The sequence below is a fragment of the Paraburkholderia sp. UCT31 genome, from assembly GCF_014397655.1.
Lineage (GTDB): Bacteria > Pseudomonadota > Gammaproteobacteria > Burkholderiales > Burkholderiaceae > Paraburkholderia > Paraburkholderia tuberum.
The window spans coordinates 1-21,241 of record NZ_VZQP01000033.1; the positions used below are offsets into that span (position 1 = coordinate 1).

Genomic DNA, 21,241 nt, shown 5'->3' on the forward strand with positions numbered 1-21,241 from the left:
ACTGCCCCGTCGATCCAACCGGTAGCTGCAACTCGTTGCGCCAGAAGAAACCGCGTTCGGCCGCGAGCATCGTTTCGCCGTCGAAGCCGCGCACCGTGTAGCGGCTGCCGATGGTCAGGTCATCGATGTAGTTCAGCGTATTGTTCGTGAACTGGCCGTGCACGCTCGTCACGTAACGCAATGGCTGGCTTGCTATCCTGAACGGCATTGACAGGTTCGCGGCGAGGACGGCCATGCGGAAGCGGTAAGTCGGGCCATTCTCGTAGAAGTCTGGTGTCGCCCCGAGTCCGTCCACACCCTGACGGTACCCGAGACTGCCGTCGAACTGCGAACTGCCGAAGTAGTGGCGATCGGTAAGGCCGGCCTCGATGAACGTGTTGTTGCGCCGCTGCTGCGGGATATCGGTGTCTTCAATGAAGCTTTCACCGAAGCGCTTCGTCAGGCGGAACTGTGCGCCAAGTACGTTATTCTGGCTGCGCATCAATACCCGTTGCAGTTTGAAGTCAACGGTCTGCGCGTTGCCGCTCGACACGAACGTCTGGTTGACGCCCGCAATCTGCTGGTAGTACGTGTTCGTGTAGGCCGATAGCGTGCCGGTCCAATAGCCCCACGGAACCGAATAGAAGCCGTTCCAGCCGTGCGAACCGAGGCCTTTGTCGCCGAATTCGAGGTCCTGACTCACGCCGACGTTGAAAATGTCGTTCAGCCCGAGCGGATTGTCGATGCCAAGGCTCAGGTTGCCTTGCAGCTTGCCGGTGGCCCGCGTGCCTGAGTTGTCCACCGACGCGACCACCGTCCACGGCTTTGCGCGCTTTACCGTGACGACAACGTCGCTTTCGCCAGGTACGTCAGTGGGTTCGATTTTCATGTCCACGTCCTGACTGCTGACGCGCTTCATCTGTTCAAGTCCCTGTTCGAGGTCGCGCAGGTTCAGCATGTCACCCTCGCGGGCCGGGAAGGCGGTCTTCCATGTGCCGCGCGTGGCGGGGTCGGCGAAGCGGATCGTTCGCAACACGCCCGGCACCAGTGCAAACTTCAGCGTGCCGGTTGACAGGTCCTGTTCGGGTAACAGTACGCGTGTGGTGATATAGTCGCGACCGAGAATAGCCTGCTGCAATCCCTTGGTGAGCGTGTCGAGTCCCGCCTTGCCGATGCATTGCCCCCGGTAATGGTCGAGCCATTCGCGTGCGAACGCGAAGCGGTCGAGCGGTAACGCGGATGCACCCTGTTTGCGCACGGCATCAGGTAACGTGGCAGGTACGTCGAGCAAAAACCATTCGATGCGAAAGCATGGCGTTTCAGCAGGCAGTTCCGGCCAGACGCTGGCCTTCGGCGCGGTCGAGCGTACCGAAGGCGCGTTGACGGTCTTCTCACGCTGCTGCGCGTCGCGTTGCTGCTGGAGCTGCTGGTTCTGTTCGGCATTGGCGCGCGCCGCTGCGGCTGTATCTGCCGGAGTCGGCGTCTGCTGCGCGAGTGAAGTCGAACTACCTAGCGCAAAGAGCGCTGCCGCCAACGGAAGGACAGACAGCGCCGCCCTGCTGACCTGTAGAGATTGTTGCTTTGTCATGCGGGCCTTGTAACTAACCACACACCACCAAGAATCACTACCGCGCCGACCAGCTGAGTCGGCTTTAACACCTGCTCATGCAGCGCCGTGAACGCCAGTACGACCAGGATCGAGACGGCGACCATCAACGGATAGGCGACGCCCAGACTGGCCTTGCGAAGCGCAAGCGCATAGAGAACAAATCCGACTCCGTAAGAGCCTATTGCGGCCACGCGGAGCAGAAGCGGCACCCATTCACCTACTGACGGTGTCGCCGCCCGAAGGGCGGCGAGCCGCAGGAGAACACTTGCCAGTCCGCTCAACATACCGCTGGCAATCAACGCGATCAACGACATGACTAGCTCACCACGTTGGAACGCACGCGCGTCTCAACGTGCGCCTGATCGCTTTCTGCGTTCGAGAAGATCTGCCCGAAACGGCTCGCGCCATTCAATGCGACGAGCACGATCGCGGGGAAAGCAAGGGAAAGGTTGCGGATCTCGTCGGTATAGCCGAAGAGCACGAACAGAACGAGGAGCGGCAGGAACGCGGCAAGGAAGTATCGTCTGTGGCTCACACTGGTCTCCTGCCACGCACGGCGAAAGAACACAATCGTGGGCACAAAAATCAGCGGATTCTGAAGGCTCGGCGTCAGGATGCCCTTGGCAACCAGGTTATAGAAACGAACGTATGAAGCCGGGTTAAGCCAGAACAGCAGGTTTTCCTTCGCGTGAAACTCGATGAAACCGCCGCTGTTCGCTTCGTAGCCGTTCATGATGAAATGCCGGCTGACGAAACAGCATACCAACTGGAGCGCCAGCCAGCCGAACCGGCTGCGCATCGGGACGTCCCGCTGGTGCAGGAAGAACAACGCAAGTGGCACGAGAAAGAACGTTTCCTTGTTGAACGAGAAAAACGCAATCGCAAGCGTGCAGGGGATCATCCAGCGCTTTAGCATGAAATAACATGCGCTGAACGCGCCCAGTATTTCGATGAAGTCGTAGTAGTACGCGCCCGCCTGGAACGTAAGTGGGTAGATGAAGCTGAAGCCAGCCAGAAACCCGAGTGCCTGCCCGAACGACAGGCCACGCATCCGCGCCAGCTTGTAGATCAGTAATAGCGCAAGCGCCATCGACAGCACCACGAAGAAATAGACGATGTGGTACGTGATGGCGACCATCGGCGTCCAGTACGTGTCCGGGACGCCGCTGAAGTAGCTATGGTGCAGCGAATCATAGCGACTGATGGACTTGAACAGTTTCTGCTGGAGCGCGGGGTTCAGTTGCCCGGCCATGTACTTCGCCGCTTTGGCAAACGTGGAGCGGTAGACGTACGGCCGCGGAGCCGTCCCCTCGATCATGCTGACCAGCGTGAGGCTTTGCGCATAGCCGTCCAGCTTGTGATCGTCGCGAAATCCGAACTTCAGCAACACGCTGTTCGTGATGTTTCCTGCGCACACGAGCAGCAGGACGAATACGATCGAGAACCGGCAGAACGCCAGCATCCTGTTTCTGTTTTTCAAATTCATTTTGCAGGGACCTGTCAAAGCTGCACAAAGTGGGCCGTCATCATGGTGGCGACCATGATCAGAATGGTAAGGAGGCTGCCGTGATCTTCGATCAGATGGACTAACGGGTCGTCATCCATTACGCCCCGCACAGTCTTGATCCACAGGCGCGCGAACAGGGCGATCAGGCCGATTGCGACAAACCACAGCAGTCCGGGTACCGCATACCGGTCGATCGTCTCCGGCGCGTTGATAAAAAGGCCGAAGACAATCACTGCCGAGAAGGACGAGCCGATACCCAGCGGCCACAGCACTTCAAGATCCGCAACACGATAGTCGCGCCCCACCGTGACGGCGTCGGCGCTCATGCGCAGGGACACCAGTTCGGCGCAGCGCTTGACGAGCGCGAGACTCAGGAATGTGAAGACGGAAAACGCGAGTAGCCAGTGACTCGTGCTGATGTTTACCGCCACCGATCCCGCGAAGATTCGCAGCGTATACAGCAGTGAGAGCGCGATGACGTCGATCATTACGCGCCTTTTTAGAAACAGGCTGTAGGCGGTGGTCAAGATCAGGTAGAACAGGAGCATCACCGCAAACGCTGCCGATGTTGATAACGCCAGCGCGAGCGACGTGGCGAGTAACGCAACCGCACACAGGATGCCGCTCGATATCGATAATGCCCCGCTCGCGAAGGGCCGCTGCCGCTTGCGGGGATGCCGTCGGTCGCTATCCAGATCCCAGAGATCGTTCGCGATGTAGGTCGCTGATGCGCCCAGCGACATCGAGACAAATGCTAGCGCGAGCGTCACCAGCTTGCCTGTATCAAAGAAGGAAAATGCCGTCAGCAAGGGTACAAAAAGCAACAGGTTCTTGAGCCACTGGTGAACGCGCAGCGCCTTCAGCCAGAGCGAAAGGTCGGCTTTGCTGTTTGGGAACTCCCGCTCAACAGGGACATTCGTGCGAACCAGATTGGCAAGACGTGGCGAAGCGCCAGCCAGAACGGCCGCCTGGGAACCGAGCCATACTGGCAGGTCAGCACGACTGTCGCCGGCGTAGACGAACCGCTCGCCGACGCATAGGCGCGCTTTCTCAAGCTTCGTCCGTCCTCTCAGGTTGGTGTCGCCCTCCGTGGCCAGCACCGCGTCGAAGAGTCCCAGATGCGCGGACACGCGTTCCGCAATCGAACTGTGCGCGGCAGTGGCGAGAACGATCTTACGGCCACGCTTTTTTTCGGCAATCAGATAGTCGACTAACGCTTTGCGATACGGCAGGTGCTCGGCTGCAATACTGGAGCGGGTGGCAATCTCTCGCTTGAATGCCAAACGTCCTTTCAACAGCCATATTGGCAAACGGATGATATTCAATGGATTCTGCTTCACGACTTTGATGACGGACTCAGCCAGCGTGTCGGTCAATGTCAGCGTTCCGTCCAGGTCTACAATCAGCGGAAAATCGATATTCTTTTGCACAAACAACCCGTCCTATTCTGCGGTGCAGTTGAGCGCATGCCGGCCGCGCGTACACCCTGGTCTTGCGTTCCTGTGCACCGCGCGCTGCAGGTGCACCTGCTGGTTCTGTTCTGCGTTGGCGCGTGCCGCTGCCGCGGTATCCGCTGGCGTCGGTACCTGCTGTGCCTGAGTCGCGAGAGAGACAAAGGCTGTGAGCGGAAGAAGCGCCAGCCTCTTTCTGATTTTCATAGCTATTTCGAATCTTATTCTTTGAACGCGCCACGAATGCACGCCCAATATCTCAGGCCTCGCCGTCCCGCTTGAACCACGGACCGAATTTTTCGGGATCGTCACTCAACATCCCGGCCTTGCGCAGAGGCTTCGGTAAAAAACTTGCAAATACAAACAGGAGAACAACAAAAAATGGAAGACCTATAGCGAATATAGAGACATTGTCACTAAGTCCGACTACTCTGCGGCACACACCGATTACAACAACTGTATAAAATCCAGAGCTGACAATGGATGCCAAGGCAACGACGAACCATGTCTGGGCTGTGGCATATAGCCTGTGCCAGTTCATTTTTTATCCCCAACGTGACCCACATCATTAATAACTGTCGACCCTTTGGACGCTACTCCGAACAACAAGATGCCCTGCGTCGTGCCATAAGGCGCTGCCTGGTTAACAAATGGAATCAGGGTGTTGTTGTTGATGCGCGGCACCGTCACATTGAACATCGAGCCAGGTCGATTAAGGCCATCGGCTGTCCCCATCTTTAGCGGAACAGGTGTCTTTAAGGCAAGTAACGCCACACCAAGGTCTAACCCATCATAGGCCACATTTCCCCATCCATCTGGAAGCGCCTGGTTAAACTCATACCGCAGCGGGTTCACCCCCGGCGAACTAATGCCGTTATAGCGGTTGTAAAGTCCATCGGCCCCCTCAGCCATATCGCTTGCACCAAAGGCTGCCATCGGAACCCCGGCCGCACACCCTATGCCGCTTGTACAAAATCCCACGCCCGTCTTTACAGTCACGCCACCCAACACCACTTTCGCCGTATCCCTCGCGACGCCAACCGGATCACTCTGAAGCGCATCACCAATTTTCTGTGTCGGCGTGTAGACAAACAATCCCGCCTCCTGCTGACGATTCACCCAATCAATCTCCGGCCCAAGCTGCGATGCCTCAAGCTGACTCACGTAATTTGCGTTGTACTGGTCGCTTCCTTGGGGATACTCGGCCCAGCATTTCACTACGTAGCACGCCGCCTGCGTCAGCTTTTTCTCTTCCGCCGCGTCGCCGTTGGCCTTATCCGCAATCGCCTTCTTCTCATCCGGATGCAACTGCCGGTTAAACCGGTCCACGTTGTACCCCGAGACTGCACCTGCGTTGCCGCCCACCGCCGCGCCTGCGCCCGTGGCAATCGCATTGGCCACGATGTTCCCGAGGGCTTCATTCATTGCCGCATTGCCAGTCGGATTCGAACCGGCAATTGCATCGCTCAGGTTGTTCAACTGTCCGGCCGCAATCGACGCAATCGCAGCACCGGCAGCGCCACCGATGGCGTTGCCACCCGCCAGGCCGGTCACAAGGGCCGCGCCTGCCGCCTGCATCATCGCGCGATCTGTGCCGCCTTCCTTCCACGCGTCCATGCCTGTCTGATCGCCTGCGGCGGCTGCCTCGTCATACTTCGTTTTCGCATAGTCGCCAATCCGCCGGGAAACGGCTTCGCCCGCTGCGCTCGCTGCTGCCATCATGTCGGACTGTCGGTCAAGCAGATCATTCACGTCCGGCAGCTTTGCCACCGTGCCGTTTGTGTTCGACGTATCCCGGTTCAAACTTGCAATGTCCTGGGTCTGCTGCGCGGCATCGGTCGTGATGATCGTTCCCGCGCCGATCGCGCTTTTCGTCGTCGCGCTGTCGCTGCCGCTGTCGTTCTGGCTTAGCATCGGCGCGATGCCGCCCCCGTTGATGCCTGACGTACTGCCGTGCGTGCTGTAGTTCGCGCCACCATCGCCCGCCGTGATGCCCCCGCCGATTCCGCTGGAATGTGCGTCATAGCTGGATGAATTCTGAACGTCAGAGAACGTCAGCGTACCTGTCGAAAGCGTGTTTTTCGACGCATCGGCCTCGCTGGCGATCAGCCCGCCCTTGAGGTCGGTGTTACCCACGACACTGATGTTGAATCCGCCGTCACCGGCCGAGATTCCAGCCTGTTCATTGACACCCGCATAGCTGCCGCTCGCGTTCGCGTCGGTGTGACTGAAGCTCGCACTGCCGCCGCCCTGGCTGATGCTGAATCCGCCGCCCGTACTTTCCTGATGCGCGGCGCTCGTCATCGTGTCCTGTACGCTTGCGATATTGAGGTTGCCGCCGACGCTGGCATTCACCTGCTGGCCGCTCACGTTGCACCCGATGATGTTCGTATCGCCGCCCGAAATGATTGTCGCCGTATTGGCCGCCGTCACATGCGTGTTGTTCTGCGTGGCCGCATCGGTATTGCCGTCGCCGTGCGCCTTCGACATGGCGGCATCGACGCCGAAACCGCTGCTGCCATAGGATATGCCGACGCTGCCGCTGCTCGACTGGTTCGTGCTGCGCGTCGAATCGGTGTCGGTCGTATTGACGAGATTCACCTGATTCTGCGCCGCGAGAATCACGTCGCTGGCATTCACGTTCGAACCGGCGATGGTCACGTTGCCGCTGCCGGCCGTGGCGTTACCCGTTGCGACAAACGCCGCTGTTCCGCCAGCCGTCACGTTCGACCCTACGTGTGTCGTGGAGTCCTCCGCGTAAGTGCTTTTCGAGCTACTGGAGCCGAAACTGAGTTCGACCTTCATCTGAGGCGTGGTGCCCGTCGCAAGATCGTTGGCCAGGCCGCCGGCGGCCATATTCGCGTCCCACGCCGCGCTCGCTGCCGCCATGCCGTGCAATGCCGCCGCCCGATCATCCTTGCTGTTGCTGGCGGCATGTGTCTGGTCAACCGCATTCGATATGGCATCGATGACCGGCGCTTTCACGGCAAGGGTGAACCCGCTCTGTTTGACCGCATGCGATTCGTCATAGTGCGTGGTGTCGGTGGCGGCGTCGATGATGACGTTCGCGCCCGTACCGGTGACGTTCTTCGCAGCAATGAGATCACTGCCTGTCACATGCAGATCATTGCCCGCGACGATGCTCAGATTGCCCGCGAGCGAGCCAACGGTGCTGCCCGTGTTCGTCACCTGCGACGTATTGGTGGTATCGGTCTGCGTCTTGCTGCCGACCGAGATACCGACGCCGCCGCTCGTACCGAATCCCGACTCATGTTTCTGGTAGTACGTGGACGTAGTCTGCGTATCCTGCGAAGTCGTAATGTTGACGTTGCCAGCCGCTGCGAGATTCACGTCGTTCGTGCCTGCCACCGTCGAGCCTTTCACGGTCAGGTCCTTGCCCGCGCTGATGTTGACGGTATCGCCTGCCACTATACTTGCCACGCCGATATTTGCCTGCGTGTTCTGTGTCGTGTCCGTGGTCGAGCCGTGAAACGCGCTTCCGCGCTTCGATTCGGTCGCCACGTAGCTGTCGTGTTCCTCGCGGGCTTCGTTCAGCGTGACGTCGCCGCTTGCGGCAATCGTCGCTGCCCCTGTACCCGCCGTGAGTGTCGAGCCGGTCAGCGTCACATTGCCCTTGCCCGCGTCGGTGCTGACCGCGCCAAGCGTTGCATTGCCGCCCGCCGAGAAGTTCGTGCCGACCGCCTGCTCGTCGTACGTATGGTCAACCTCCTTGCGGGAGGGGCCGTCCGTTGCAACGTTGTTGAAAGTGGCGGTGTCCGTCACCGTGGTAGCCGTCAGGTTGCCGCCCGCGATCACCGCCAAGTCGCCGCCCGCCGCAACGGTCGCGCCCCTGAGCGTCGTGTCGTTGCCGCTCTGCATCGCGAGACTGCCGCCTGCCGTGATTGCGCCCGTCTCATTGATCGTGCTGCTCGCATCCCAATGGTGCTGCGCGTTCTGCATCCCGGACTGCGACGTTGTGGACTGCACCGCGTCAACCGTAATGTCATGTCCTGCCGTGATCTGCGCGTCACCGCCAGCGGTGATATTCGCGCCGTGCATGGTCAGGTCATTGCCCGCTGCAACCACCATGTCGCCGGTCGACGCAATCGTGCCCTGTGCGCCAAGCAGGGTGGTGTTCATCCTGCTGTCGCTGGCCGCGTTGCTCACGCCCACCGTGTCGACCAGCGTCGTATTGATGATGTTGTTGCCCGCCAGCACCGCAACGCGGTTGCCGCTGATCATCCCGGACGCATTGACCACATCGTTCGTCGCGGCCACGACCGTGGTGCCGTTCGTCCCACTGCTGCCGATGGTGCCGCCACGGTTCAGGATATCGGTGGCGCTCAAGACCGTCTGCGTACCGCCTTTGATCACGCCGCTGTTCGTGGCGCTGCCGGTCGCATGAATCTCAACGTCATCGGCCGAAATCAGCGCGCCGGTCGGTTGCAGGTCGTTCGCATGGGTCTGCGCGAGATAGACAACGGGCGCGAGGACCTGCTGCATGCTGCCATCGGGCAGCGTGACGGTCTGACTGACCAGCCAGACAATATCGCTCGTCAGTGCATCCATCTGCGCGGCCGTCAGCGCGATACCGGGCTCAAGCCCGAACTGTTGCGCAACGTTCACGCCGTTCGTCATCAGCGCCTGATACTCGTCCAGGTTGTTCGTATAGCCTTGCAGATAGACGCGGCCTGTCAGTTGCGTGATCTGCTCGCGAATCAGCTGTTCCTCGTACATGCCGTCGCCAAGGCGCTTCTCGACGCTCTGCGGATTCAGCCCCAACTGGCCGAGCATGTAGTCGCTGGAGATGAAGCTCGTATAGCTGGTCAGGCGCGAATCGGTGACGACCAGATAGGACGCGCCGGGCGCAGTCTGATAGGTGTACAGGCCGCTCGACGGCAGGGTGAGATTCAGCTTGCCAGTGCTGCTGGCGACCGTTTGCGGGGCGTCGACCTGCGGCCCCGTCAGGACCTGGTTCGCGCCGAGCGTGCCACCGGTGGCCCCGGTCGCGGAGTTCGCCGCCGCCACATTCGTGTTGTTGATGTCGGTGCCGCTTATCTGGACCGCGTTATTCGCGATGATCGTGCCGCCCGTGCCACCGATCGCCACAGGCGTCAGGACGATTGACGGTTCCGTCACCGTCTGCCGGTCCTGGCTGGTGTCCACGTTCCACGCATACGTTGAAACGATATCCTGACGCTGGTACTGGTACAGCGTCTGTCCGGTGTTGTTCACCAGCGTACTGCCATAGTTGGCGCTGCCGTTGCCGATTTCCCCACCCTGCTGGCTGGCGCCGATCTGGATCGAGCCGCCCGCTGCGATCGCACTATAGCTGTTGTTGAGCGTACCGACGTTCGCCAGCGTCAGGTTGGCGCCCGCCAGCAGTTGCGCCTGCTGGGCCTGCGGACCGGTTACCTGGTCCTGCTGCGTGGTGGTCGTCGTGTCTCTCGCGACCTCGACGACCTGATAACCGTTATGTCCACCGCTGAACGTCGGGTATTCGGTCGACGGCAGGTAGTTGATGTTCGGGTCGTAGTCGTCCCAGTAGTTGACGGTGACCGAACCGTCAGCGTTCTTCGTCAGCGTGTTGTACCAGATCGTCTGTTGCTGGCCGTTGACGTTGACCACCAGCACGTTGTCGGTCGCATTCGGCCCCGAGCTCTGCGACACGATCTGCGAGGCGCTGAACGTTGCGTCGAGCGGATTCTTGTAGCCATCGCTCCAGGTGGGATTGGAACAGGCCGGAATCGGACCACCGGTCGGACAGATGATGTACTTGCCGCGCTTGGTCTGGTGTTCAGTCTCAACATCGGTTGTCACTGTCTCAACGGTGGGCGCGGGCCGCGAGTTCGTCAGCGTCTGCGTCGCGACTTCGATATTGCCCTGCGCCTCGATGGTGGACTGGTCGTTGGTGAGCGAATTCGAGCGGTTCGCGAGCAGACCGTTACCGTCGCGCGTCGCGTCGGCGGCGATGTTGATATTGCCCAGGCTGAACAGGTTCGCGCCGCCCGTGTTCGAGATATCGCCGGGCGAGTACAGGTTCAGTTGCGAAGCGGCGGCCATGATGGCAGCGGGGCCGGTGTTCACAATGGACTGGCTGGCGTTCGCCGTGACGGTATTGCCGATGAGGGTGGCGGTGTTGGTCAGAGTGGCGCTATTCGTCGTAACGGTGCCGCCCTCGATGCGGCCTTCATTGATGATCGCGTTCGCCGCGTTGACGGTGGTGCTGGCCGAATTGAGGTCCGCGCCCGCCTGGTTGTCCACGTTCACCGCATTGACCGTCAGCGCGTTGACCGCGCCGAGGGTCCCCTGGTTCGTGAAGCTGCCTGCTGTCGTGAAGCTCAGATCGTGATTCGCCTGGATCAGGTTGGCGGTGTCGAGCGTGTAGTCGCCATTGATGGTTACTGCGCAGTCACGGCCCGCCACGATGCGGCCGTCACCGGTCAGCTGGTTCGTCGCGACGCTCAGGTCCTGGTCGCTGCCGATTGCGCCGCCCTGGTTGGCCAGCGTGCCAGCCGTGATGGCAACGCTGCCACCACTACCGTTGTCGTTGCCGATCCGTCCCGACGTGTTGTCGAGCGTCGCCACGTTCAGACCGAGCGCACCGTTGGCGTGGATCGAACCATTCTGGTTCACCAGCCTCGCGCCTGCCTGGTCGAGCGTGAGGTTATTCGCACCCGAGAGTGTGCCGTCCGTGTTACTCACCGACTGCGTCGCGTTCAGCGTCAGGTCGTGACCTGACACGATCTGTGCGCCGTCCATGTTCGACAGCGTCTGCGCGTTCACAGTCACGTCACCGTTGCCGCCGATCGTGCCGGCACCGCTCAAGCCGCCCGTGTTGGCGTTCGTGATGGTTGCCGCGCTGATGGTCGTCGCGCCTGTGCCGACATTGGCGATACGGCCATTCGTGTTGTCCACCGATGCGCCCGACACCTGCAATGTCGTACCCGCGCCGTCCGATTCGATCTGGCCACCGGTATTGACGAGCGCACCGGATGCCGAGGCCGATACGCTGCCGTTACCCTGGATCAGACCCGCTGAATTGTCGAGCGTGCTGCCGGACTGCACGGTTGTCGCCCCGGATGCGGTGACCGTACCGCCCGCATTGTTGACGCTGCCTCCCGCGACGGACACGTCACCGTTGCCGCCGATCAGTCCGTTGCCGGTGTTCGTGAGTGCACCGCTGGCGCTCACCGTCGTAGCCCCGGTGCCGCCGTTCGCAATCGTGCCGCCATCGTTCGCAACGCTCTGCGCTGACACGTCAAGCACGTCGTCGGCCTGCACCGTGCCGCCCGCGTTGTTCAGTGTGCCCGTGCCGGTTATCGATACGTCGCGTGCGCCGACATAGCCGCCTGCGCTGTTATCGAGCGAGGCCACCTGAAACGTCGCGGACAATTGCCCCGCCAGCGTCCCGCCCCGGTTCGATACCACGCCCCCGTGGACATCCAGCGAGCCGTTCGTGGCGATGGTGCCCGCGTTGTTCGACAGCGAACCGGTGGCAATGGACAGGGTGCCGGTCCCGGAATCCGTAATCCTGCCGCCGTCGTTGATGAGCGCAGCGGGCGCGAGCGTGAGGCTCGAACTGTTCGTCGCCAGCGATCCGTGCGTGTTGTCGAACGTACCGGACACATTGACGGTTGTCGGCCCGGTGCCGGTCTGCGTGAGCGTGCCGCCGTGGTTGGTGAGGTTCGCTGCCGCCAGAGATAGCTGCGTCGCGTTGAGCGTTGCCGCACTGGTGTCAAGCGTCTGCGCGGCGGAAACATTGAGCACGTTGTTAGCAACGCTCTGGCTGTCCGTAAGCGTTACGTTGTTGCCCTGAAGCGTGGCATTGCCACCCGCGATGTTCTGGCCTGTTGCGGAAAGGGTATCTGCCGCGCTCAGGGTCAGGTCGCCGCTCTCGGCGACGCTGCCATCCGCATTGATGCCCGCACCGAGGGTGCCGCTTGACGTGACGTTCCCCGCACTGATGGTCAGGTTCTGCTGCGCGTAGGTCGAGCCGCTGTTGTCCACATCGCCCGCCGCTGACACCGCAAGATTGCCGCTCGCGGTTGTCTTGCCGGTGAGAACCAGCTTGCCCTGCGTCGTGAGCGTCAGGTCGCCGGCCTGGGCGGCGATGACACCCGCATTGGACACCCCAACACCGTTTTCCGTGCCGACCAGTAGAATGCGATTCGCGTACATTCCACCCAGCTGGCTCACGTCGATGGACACACCTGGCGCTGCGCCGCTGCCTGCGATGGGCGTCGCGGCCAGCGTGTCGTGATTGACCTGATTTGCGCCGGCGATAACATTCAGGCCGTTGGCACGGATGGCCGCGTTAGCCTCCACCGCGCGGGAGATCAGGTCCACCTGATCAATACTGGTCGCGTCCAGGCCCGCGCCCTGGACGGTAATCATGCCGCCAGTTACGTTGAAACCGCTCAGGTTGCCGCCCGCATCGAGCATCGGCGTACCGGTGGTGAGAATGCCGCGCGTGGTATTGATGAAGCCGCCGCCATCGACCACGATCCCCGAACCGTTTGCCACGACGACTTCGGCCCTGTTGCCCGCCACTTCGAGATAGCCGCGCAACTGGCTGGGCGAATTGCTGTTGACCTGGTTGAGAATGATCCGCGCGGACTGGCCTGGCGAAAGATTCGGGTTACCACTCACCTGTCCTGCGAGTTGCGTGTTCGTGATAACGGGCGAGTTGTTCAGGATCGCGCCGTTTTTCTGCACATCGAACTGCGAATACGTATTAATCGAAACACCCGCATTCGACGCCTTGTTGATATCGACCTGCGGCAGGCCATTGCGCGTCTGGATGACATTCGGCGCGTGCGCGCCCGAGGGCACGATCTGCGCATCCGCGAGAACAGGTGCGAGTCCGCACAGCACCAGCGCGGCGAAAGCTGCGTGACGCATGGCGAACAGTGTGATCGGGCGCCGTGAGGCCGATGAATGGGTCTCGCCCTGACTTGCGCTGCAGTGGGCAATGGCGGTTTCCGCAACAGCGACGAGCATACTCCGGCACCGGCTGAAAACCAGCCTGAACATGTTCTTGTTCATTCGGCATAGCGTATTTTTTTAACCTGCCGAAAAATACCTCATGCCACCGCTCGGGTAAGTTAAAAATTGTCAATGCAGTGCGAAGCAACAACAGAAATCAAAAACAGGAATTGTCTGATTGACGCAAAGCGTCAATATTTGCAGAAGAGATATGCAAACGAATAAACGTCTGCTTCTCGCCGTGTAATTGAAAAAAAGCGCCCTCAAGCCACCTTCATTGGAATGCCGACAGAACCGGTTAGTGTTTTGTCGTGGTAGAGCCGGGAGTCACAGGTCTGCCGTTTTTTTGACGTTTATTATCAATGTTTGTCAAAACGGATCTATCTTAAATTAAAACTGTTGACCGTGACTCCTTCGGATGGTTAATTCGTCGGGTGTTTTCTGGAAAATCAGAAGAGGTCAAATGGAACAACAGAAACAGGACGGCACTGGGGACGAGGAAGAATGCCTGCTTTGCCGTATCACCTATTCGATCTACTCAAACTTTCCGCCAATGCCATCCGCAATGGCGCTGAACATCGAAACCGGCGAATGGTTTCCGTTCGATAGGCTGAAGTCGTATTCAAACGGTTACGAGATGGCCGTAGCCCTGGGCACCGCATGGGCGTGCGATTGTCGCGGGCGCTCACGACAAGCGGACGACGCGAGGATGGCAAGCTCGCTCTATGGCAGCAGCCCGCGCGTGCCGGAGAATCTCGGCAGTGCTCAGTCGTTCGTCTATCAGCCCGACATGCCGGACGGCGACGCTGTGCAGCTCGCCGGCGCCGATGGTCGGCCCGGTAACAATCAGGCGCAGAACAAGCAATTTAAGGCGGTGGTCAAAGCACTTGGACTAAGCAAGAATCAAGCACGCCGCCTTCACTACGATATTCAGATGGACGATCTTGAGCATCACGGCATGATGGAGCGCGCCCTGGACCTGTTTGGAGACAAATTGGAATGATCGATACGAAAGAGCAGGTAGGACTTCACCTTTCCGCCTTGATCGGGCTTAACGTTAGCGGAGTGGCGCACGCGGCCGACATGCTTACGTTACAGTTCGGTCCGCTTCGGGAGGTAAAGACCGGCAGAGGAACCATCAAGTATCTGGGCGATTGGGCGCTCCATATTCAGTGCGACTGGCGCATCGAGCAGGGACACGTGATCGTTGCGTCTTATTCGGACTTCGCAGCGTCTGAAGAGAGAACGAGAGTGACAACGGAACGAATCCGTGATCTCCTTGTGACACATGGCCCAACGGCTGTTTTGAATATCGAGGCGGGCGAGAACGGTGATGCCGTCATTTTGCTGGCAAGAGATATGCGACTAGTCATTCTTGCGGATGCGATACCTGATGATGAGGACTGGCGCCTATTCCCCTCGAATCCCGACGCGAAGCATTTCGTGATCGAGGGTGGCAAGGTCGATCCCTGGTCCTTGTCGTAAGGAGAGACTGGACATTGAGCGTCCCCTCATTACCGGTATTCCTGGTAATCGTCAGGTGATGCTCGACATGGCAGAGGTATCGACATTGAATAAATTTTGGAGGTGCTTCTTGCTAGTCATGGCGCTTTGCAGCTTTCGGCCGATATTTGCCGATGAGGTGATCAACGATTCGAATTGCATGCAGTACCTGGGCGGTGGCGGATTTGGAGATTTTGATTGCTATGAGCATCATGCAAGATCCCTTGAAGTCGACAACAAGAAACTGGCGAATTCAATTAAATCCGCACGAGGCATCAAAGGCGCGAGCAAGGCTGAGCTCGATCGGTACATGCGCGCACAAGATGAATCGGCAAAGGCTTGCGATCTAGCCCCTAAACTAGCTTATGATTGGAATATTGAAGAACCGCCAAAAACACACGTGGATATGTACGATGTCACGGGAGCGCGTTGCAATTATTCAATTCGCAAGCAGCAAAACGAAATCCTGCGCGACCTCTATTCGATAAAAACGGATTGAACGACCCGTTTCGGCGGGGCCATTTAAAGGCGGGTCACGCAGGCAAGCGGCACCACCACGACTGAGCATCGGCCACGTCGCTTATCAACTCGATCCCGCGAGCACGAAGTCGTTAGGCATCAGACGCCGGGCTTACGGGTGCCGCGACGAGGCGTACTTATTCCTCAAAATCCGAGCCGCGTTCCCGGGCATTGCGCTCGTGATAAAGCCTCAGGTGGCGGAAAGAGTGAAGCCATGCAATCCGCCACGCCATACGCCACTACTTCCACGCATACCTCATCCCCACCCAGAACCCCCTCGGCGCACCCGGCCCGACGAACTGCTCGTTGACCGGCGCCGTGCCGTTGAACGTATTGCCCGGTCCGGTAAAGAAGTTCTCCCCGAGCGCGCCGAAGCTCGCATAGCGCTTGTCGAGCAGGTTCGACACCGACGCGAACACCTGCAACTGTTTCGTCACCTGGTAGCTGGTGTCCATATCGATCAACAGATAGCCGGAGATCTTGCCGTTCACGTCCTGGTTGTTCTCGTCGCCCTGCGCGTAGATGCTGCCGCGCCACGTCAGATTCGTGCCGATTCGCCATTTCGCGGTGGCCGCGTAATCGAGCCGCAGCTTGACGGTCGTCGCCGGAATGCTCGGGATGTGGTCGCCGGGATGCACGGTGATGTTGCCGTTCGCGTCGGCGCTCGAGTTGCTGGGGCTGCTTTCGACCCATGTCGACTGGTAGGTCGCATTGACGTAGCTATAGCTGCCGGTCACCGTGAACGGACCGTACTTCGTCTGCCCAGCCAGTTCGACGCCTTGCCGGCGCGTGCGCCCGACGTTCTGGAAAAACCCCTGCGAACTGCCCGCGCCGTTGCTGCTGATGAACTCGATGTCGTTGTCGAGCGTCGTGCTGTAGGCAGCCGCGCTCCATGTCGTGTTGCCGCCGATCCTGCCGCGCGCGCCGACTTCATAGGTCTTCGAAATGACCGGCTGCAACGACGGATCGGAGATGAAGTCGTTCGGCAGCGAACACGGCGCGTTCGGATCTGCGCAGGCCAGCTCGATCGCGGTCGGCGAGCGCATGCCCTCGTTGTAGGTCGCGTAGGCGGTGAGCGCCGGCGTCGGATTCCAGTTGATGCCGACCGCCGGATTGAAGCGCGAGAACGTATGGTGGCCGTCGAGCTGCGGCTGCGTGCCGGATTCGTCGCCGATCGTCGCATCGGCCCAGTTGTAGCGGCCCGACAGCGTCAGCGACCACTGCGGCGTCAGCGAAAGCGTGTCCGTCAGGTAGATGCCGTAGTTCGTGTTGTGCGTGTTCGCGTTGGTCTGCTGAGCGAAATTCCCGATGCCGACCGTCGCGCGCGAATCGGTAAACGTCGCGTCCTGCGACGACTGCGTGAAGCGCGAGTCGGCGGCATCGACGGCCATGCCCGCGATGAACTGGTTCTGCATGCCGCCGAGCTTGCCGAGCAGCGTCAGTTGCAGGCTCGCGCCGTAGCTGTCGGTCGTCACGGTGGACTGTACGTTGGTCGCCTGCAACGTATCGACGGTGCCGTCGGGATTGATCGTGCCGTAGTCGTTGTTGACGTTGCTGCTGGTGTTGGCATTGCGAAAGTGCCGGTAGTACGCGTTGCCGCTCAGCTCGACGGTGTCGTTGAAGTAATGATCGCCCGACAGCGTCAGGTAGCCGGCGCTGTTCTGATTCTGATCGGGATACGTGTACGGTTGCCTGGGGTTACCGAGGAACGAGCGCGGAATGGTTTGCGCGCCGTGCAGATCGTTGTCCGCGCCGCCGGCCGATAACGACAGCGTCGTGTCGGCGTCGGTATAGCGCAGCTTGCCGAACGCCTGGCGGATGCGGCTCTCGTTCTGCTCGGCCCAGCCGTTGTCGTTCGCGGCGTTGGCGGTGAAGTAGTAGTCGAGGTTCTGGCCGATCGTGCCGCCCTGTTCGATCTGCGCGGCCTTGCGTCCCCACGAGCCGCCCTGAATTTCGGCCTCGCCGACCGGGTTGTCCTTGCCGTTTTTCGTCGTGATCGACAGCGCGCCGCCGAGCGTATTGAAGCCGAAAGTCGGATTGGAGCCGGGGATCAGCTGCATCGTGTCGATCGCCTGTTGCGGCAGCAGGTCCCAGTTCACGACGTCGCCGAACGGTTCGTTCACGCGCACGCCGTCGACGAATACCGACAAACCTTGCGGCGTGCCCAGCAGCGGCGACGCGGTGAAGCCGCGATAGAACAGGTTCATCTGATATGGGTTGCCCTGCGCGTCGGAGATCGTGACGCTAGGCAGATTCGCCGCGAGGTAGTCGCTGAGTGTCTGGCGGCCCTGCCGTTGGATATCGGCCGCGTGGACCGTCTGCACGTTGGCCGGCACCAGCGTGAGCGGCGTGCCGATGCCGAGCAGCGGCGTGGTGCCTACGACGACGATCGGCGCGAGCGTCGTGGTCGGTGTCGTGTTGCTGTTGGCGTTGCCGTCGGCTGTGCCGGACGAGGCAGCGGAAGACGCAGCGGAAGACGCCGAGGCCGGCGCCGACGCCGCGACTGGCGGCTCCGCCTGCGCCCATACGCTCGTGGACAGACCGGCGAGCGCGCCGCCGACGCAGAAGGTGATGCCGGCACGCCGCTGAAGCCGGCGTTTGCGGCGTGCTTGTGATCGCATGCTCATCGTTATTGTCTCCTGCCGGCTTGATTTGTACGCGTGTCGCGCGTTGCTTGACGTTGGTGTAAAGCTTCGCATACGCGTCTGTAAGCCGCGCGGGAGCTTTTCCCGATCTGCCGGGGAAGCGTTCCCAAACTCGCGCAAAACCCGCTGCGTGTGCCGGCGCTGAGTAGAATGCAAGCGTCATGTCAAGCGAACCGATCCATTCCTCTTCCGCTGACCGAGCGCCGCCATCGTCGCCGATATGGCGCGACCTCGGCTGGGTCGTCGCCGTGACCGTGCTCGCGGCAGTGCTCGGCGCCGCCTTCGATCTCAGCGAGAAGGTCTACCGGTTCACGCGTGGCATGGAGCGCTTCCAGCTCGACGAGTTGCCGGGCGCGCTGTTCGTGCTGTCGATCGCGCTCGCGTGGTTCGCGTGGCGCCGCTATCGCGATGCGCGCCGCGAACTGCGCCATCGTCGCGTGCTCGAGGAACAGGCCGAACGGCTGCTCGCCGACAACCGGCGCCTTGCCAGTCAGGCGCTGCAGGCGCAGGAACTGGAGCGCCGCCATCTGGCGCGCGAGCTGCACGACGAGCTGGGTCAATACCTGAACGCGATCTCGCTCGACGCGGCGCGCATCCGCGATCTATCGGGCGAGCGCGAGCCGGAAATTCATCGCATCGCGCTCGGGCTGATGCAGAGCGCGACGCATGTGTACCGCGAGATCGGCGGCATGATCCGCCGCCTGCGGCCGATCGGTCTCGACGAATTCGGCTTGCCGACCGCGCTCGAACATTGCGTCGACGGCTGGCGCGAGCGCTTGCCCGAGGCGTCGTTCTCGATGACGATCGAAGGGGATTTCAGCGGCCTCAGCGATGCGTTGACGATCACGCTGTACCGGCTCGTGCAGGAAGGACTGACGAATGTGTCGAAGTTCGCGCGCCGCTCGCGCGTCGAACTGTTCATGGTGCGCGCGCCGCGCGAACACAACGGCGCGCAGATCGACGAGATCGTCGTCACGATGGCCGACGACGGCCCCGGCACCGATCTGACGAAGCCGCGCAGTGGGCTCGGGCTGATCGGCATGCGCGAACGCGTCGAGGCGCTCGGCGGCGAATTTCACATCGCGAGCGAGCCGCAGCGCGGTTTTCTGTTCTGCGCGCGCGTGCCCGCTCAGGCGGGGCTGGCCGAGCCCGTGAACTGAAGCCCGAGGCGGCTTGCCATCTGCGCGAGCTGTACGCCGTTGTCGGCGCCGAACTTCTGCCGGATTACCGATTGGTGGTTGGCCACCGTTTTCTGACTCAAGCCCAGCTTTTCGGCGATGCTCGGCAGCGTATAGCCCTGCACGAGCAGCCGCAGCACCTCGAACTCGCGCGCCGACAACTGACGCCCCGGCGGCCCTTCGTTGAACGCGGTGCGCAGCGCGAGCGCCTGCGAGATGTCCGGGCTCAGGTAGCCGGCACGCCGCGCAATCGAGCGCACCGCTTCGACCAGCACGTCGGGCGCGCTCGCCTTGGTCACGTAGCCGAGCGCACCCGCGTCGAGCGCGCGCCGCACGAAGATCGATTCCTCGTGCACGCTGAAGATCAGCACGCGCGCGTCCGGTTCGCGCGCGAGCATGCGCCGCATCGCTTCGATGCCGCTTGCGCCCGGTAGCGCCACATCCATCACGACCACGTCGGGCCGCAGCGCGCAAAAACGCTGGTAGGCCTGCGCGGCGTCGCCCGCTTCGCCGCACACCTCGACGTCGGCATTCAGTTCGAGCAGACGCCGGTAGCCTTCGCGCACGACCGCATGGTCGTCGACGAGCAGAACGGAGATGGTGTCGGCACTCATGATTGGACTCCGGGTGACGCCCGGTTATCGCCGCCGGCGTCGGGCTCGCGGGCAGCGGCCGCGAACTTGCGTGAGTTGGCGTCGTTGCGGAACAGGATCGGCTGTTCGCGGGCCGCTGCTGTCGCCCCGGTTTCGGATGCAGATCCCGATGCTGCACGCCGCACGATCTTGACCACGGTGTCGTGAAACGGCGACTTGTCGCAGACCGGGTCGGCGTTGGCCGCGTCGCCGGTCAGCAGGTAGGCCTGGCAGCGGCAGCCGCCGAGGTCGCGGTCCTTTTCATCGCAGCTGCGGCACGGCTCCTTCATCCACTGCAAACCCCGAAAGCGGTTGAACGCGTCGCTGTCGTACCAGATCTCGCGCAACGGCATGTCCTTCACGTTCGGCAGCGTCAGGCCGGGCAGGCCGCGCGCCGCGTGACACGGCAGCGCGGCGCCGTCGGGCGCGACGCCGAGGAACACCGCGCCCCAGCCGTTCATGCAGCGCTTCGGGCGGCGCTCGAAGTAGTCGGGCACGACGAAGAAGATCTTGCAGCGCTGGCCATGCGTGCGGCGATAGCGCGCGACCACCGCTTCGGCTTCTTCGAGCTGCTGTTGCGTCGGCATCAGTTGCGCCTGGTTCTCGCGCGCCCAGCCGTAGAACTGCGTGTTCGCCAGCTCCAGATATTCGGCGCCGAGAGCCAATGCCATCTCGATGATCTTGTCGACATGCGGCAGGTTGTAGCGATGCAGCACGCAGTTCATCACCATCGGAAAGCCGTGCCGCTTGAGCGCGACGGCGACGCGCTGCTTCAGTTCGAAGGTGCGCGTGCTGCTCAGGAAGTCGTTCAACTGCTGCGTCGAATCCTGGAAGGACAGCTGGATGTGATCGAGCCCGGCGGCCTTCAGATCGCCGAGGCGCTGATCGGTGAGACCGACGCCCGACGTGATCAGGTTCGTGTAGAAGCCGAGCCTGTGCGCTTCTTCGACGAGTACTTCGACGTCGTCGCGCACCAGCGGCTCGCCGCCCGAAAAGCCGAGCTGCACCGCACCGAGCGCGCGCGCCTCGCGCAGCACGTCGAGCCATTGCCCGGTGGTCAGTTCGCGGTTGTGATCGGTGTAGTCGAGCGGGTTGTAGCAGAACGCGCAATGCAGCGGACAGCGATAGGTCAGCTCCGCGAGCAGCCACAGCGGCGGCGGCACGACGGCGGCCGCGTCGCTTTGCACTTGCGCGCCGGGTTGAGAGCCAGCTTGAGAAAGATCGGTCATC

Annotated in this window: 13 protein-coding genes; 4 read left to right on the forward strand and 9 right to left on the reverse strand. The window is 61.3% G+C overall.

The window, feature by feature from the left end:
* From F6X40_RS25300 to F6X40_RS25325, 6 genes are all read right to left on the reverse strand, one after another.
* Positions 1-1,567: ShlB/FhaC/HecB family hemolysin secretion/activation protein (locus tag F6X40_RS25300; RefSeq protein ID WP_187629662.1), on the reverse strand; the 1,567-nt coding region annotated here is incomplete at its 3' end.
* Entirely contained in the window at positions 1,564-1,902 is a 339-nt protein-coding gene (locus F6X40_RS25305; protein WP_184032473.1) for a small multidrug resistance protein, read from the reverse strand. The genes F6X40_RS25305 and F6X40_RS25300, both read right to left, overlap by 4 nt.
* A gap of 2 nt (positions 1,903-1,904) precedes the next feature.
* Complete coding sequence (locus F6X40_RS25310; RefSeq protein ID WP_187629663.1) at positions 1,905-3,074, reverse strand: hypothetical protein; 1,170 nt, start codon at positions 3,072-3,074, stop codon at positions 1,905-1,907.
* Between the two features lie 14 nt (positions 3,075-3,088).
* Positions 3,089-4,525 (reverse strand): UbiA family prenyltransferase, encoded by a 1,437-nt coding sequence (locus F6X40_RS25315; RefSeq protein ID WP_187629664.1) that lies wholly within the window; start codon positions 4,523-4,525, stop codon positions 3,089-3,091.
* Between the two features lie 280 nt (positions 4,526-4,805).
* A complete protein-coding gene (locus F6X40_RS25320; RefSeq protein ID WP_187629665.1) occupies positions 4,806-5,087 on the reverse strand; it encodes a hypothetical protein in 282 nt (93 codons plus the stop codon).
* Entirely contained in the window at positions 5,084-13,594 is an 8,511-nt protein-coding gene (locus F6X40_RS25325; protein ID WP_187629666.1) for a hemagglutinin repeat-containing protein, read from the reverse strand. Before F6X40_RS25325 ends, F6X40_RS25320 begins: the two co-directional genes overlap by 4 nt.
* 403 nt (positions 13,595-13,997) lie before the next feature.
* Here F6X40_RS25325 and F6X40_RS43290 point away from each other — a divergent pair, with 403 nt between their 5' ends.
* From F6X40_RS43290 to F6X40_RS25345, 3 genes are all read left to right on the forward strand, one after another.
* Positions 13,998-14,537, forward strand: coding sequence for a hypothetical protein (locus F6X40_RS43290; protein WP_316251846.1), 540 nt, complete (start codon positions 13,998-14,000; stop codon positions 14,535-14,537).
* Complete coding sequence (locus F6X40_RS25340) at positions 14,534-15,019, forward strand: hypothetical protein (RefSeq protein ID WP_090809023.1); 486 nt, start codon at positions 14,534-14,536, stop codon at positions 15,017-15,019. The genes F6X40_RS43290 and F6X40_RS25340 overlap by 4 nt, the downstream gene beginning before the upstream one ends.
* A 109-nt stretch (positions 15,020-15,128) precedes the next feature.
* Positions 15,129-15,536 (forward strand): hypothetical protein, encoded by a 408-nt coding sequence (locus tag F6X40_RS25345; protein ID WP_187629667.1) that lies wholly within the window; start codon positions 15,129-15,131, stop codon positions 15,534-15,536.
* A gap of 259 nt (positions 15,537-15,795) precedes the next feature.
* Here the strand turns inward: F6X40_RS25345 and F6X40_RS25350 are convergent, their stop codons facing one another.
* Positions 15,796-18,183, reverse strand: a complete 2,388-nt coding sequence (locus tag F6X40_RS25350) for a TonB-dependent receptor (RefSeq protein WP_187629668.1) — start codon at positions 18,181-18,183, stop codon at positions 15,796-15,798.
* A gap of 179 nt (positions 18,184-18,362) precedes the next feature.
* Here F6X40_RS25350 and F6X40_RS25355 point away from each other — a divergent pair, with 179 nt between their 5' ends.
* Complete coding sequence (locus F6X40_RS25355; protein WP_184064644.1) at positions 18,363-19,361, forward strand: histidine kinase; 999 nt, start codon at positions 18,363-18,365, stop codon at positions 19,359-19,361.
* Here the strand turns inward: F6X40_RS25355 and F6X40_RS25360 are convergent.
* Positions 19,331-19,993: a response regulator transcription factor gene (locus tag F6X40_RS25360; protein ID WP_187629669.1), complete on the reverse strand. Its 663-nt coding sequence runs from the start codon at positions 19,991-19,993 to the stop codon at positions 19,331-19,333. The two genes, F6X40_RS25355 and F6X40_RS25360, sit on opposite strands and share 31 nt — an antisense overlap.
* Positions 19,990-21,240, reverse strand: coding sequence for a pyrroloquinoline quinone biosynthesis protein PqqE (pqqE, locus tag F6X40_RS25365; protein WP_187629670.1), 1,251 nt, complete (start codon positions 21,238-21,240; stop codon positions 19,990-19,992). The genes F6X40_RS25360 and pqqE overlap by 4 nt, the downstream gene beginning before the upstream one ends.
* Position 21,241 lies beyond the last annotated feature (1 nt).

Excerpts from the sequence above, each read along its gene's own strand:
- F6X40_RS25305 (WP_184032473.1), bottom strand. The coding sequence starts at position 1,902 with ATGTCGTTGATCGCGTTGATTGCCAGCGGTATGTTGAGCGGACTGGCA.
- F6X40_RS25310 (WP_187629663.1), bottom strand. The coding sequence starts at position 3,074 with ATGAATTTGAAAAACAGAAACAGGATGCTGGCGTTCTGCCGGTTCTCG.
- F6X40_RS25320 (WP_187629665.1), bottom strand. The coding sequence starts at position 5,087 with ATGAACTGGCACAGGCTATATGCCACAGCCCAGACATGGTTCGTCGTT.
- F6X40_RS25325 (WP_187629666.1), bottom strand. The coding sequence starts at position 13,594 with ATGAACAAGAACATGTTCAGGCTGGTTTTCAGCCGGTGCCGGAGTATG.
- F6X40_RS43290 (WP_316251846.1), top strand. The coding sequence starts at position 13,998 with ATGGAACAACAGAAACAGGACGGCACTGGGGACGAGGAAGAATGCCTG.
- F6X40_RS25340 (WP_090809023.1), top strand. The coding sequence starts at position 14,534 with ATGATCGATACGAAAGAGCAGGTAGGACTTCACCTTTCCGCCTTGATC.
- F6X40_RS25350 (WP_187629668.1), bottom strand. The coding sequence starts at position 18,183 with ATGAGCATGCGATCACAAGCACGCCGCAAACGCCGGCTTCAGCGGCGT.
- F6X40_RS25355 (WP_184064644.1), top strand. The coding sequence starts at position 18,363 with ATGTCAAGCGAACCGATCCATTCCTCTTCCGCTGACCGAGCGCCGCCA.
- F6X40_RS25360 (WP_187629669.1), bottom strand. The coding sequence starts at position 19,993 with ATGAGTGCCGACACCATCTCCGTTCTGCTCGTCGACGACCATGCGGTC.
- pqqE (WP_187629670.1), bottom strand. The coding sequence starts at position 21,240 with ATGACCGATCTTTCTCAAGCTGGCTCTCAACCCGGCGCGCAAGTGCAA.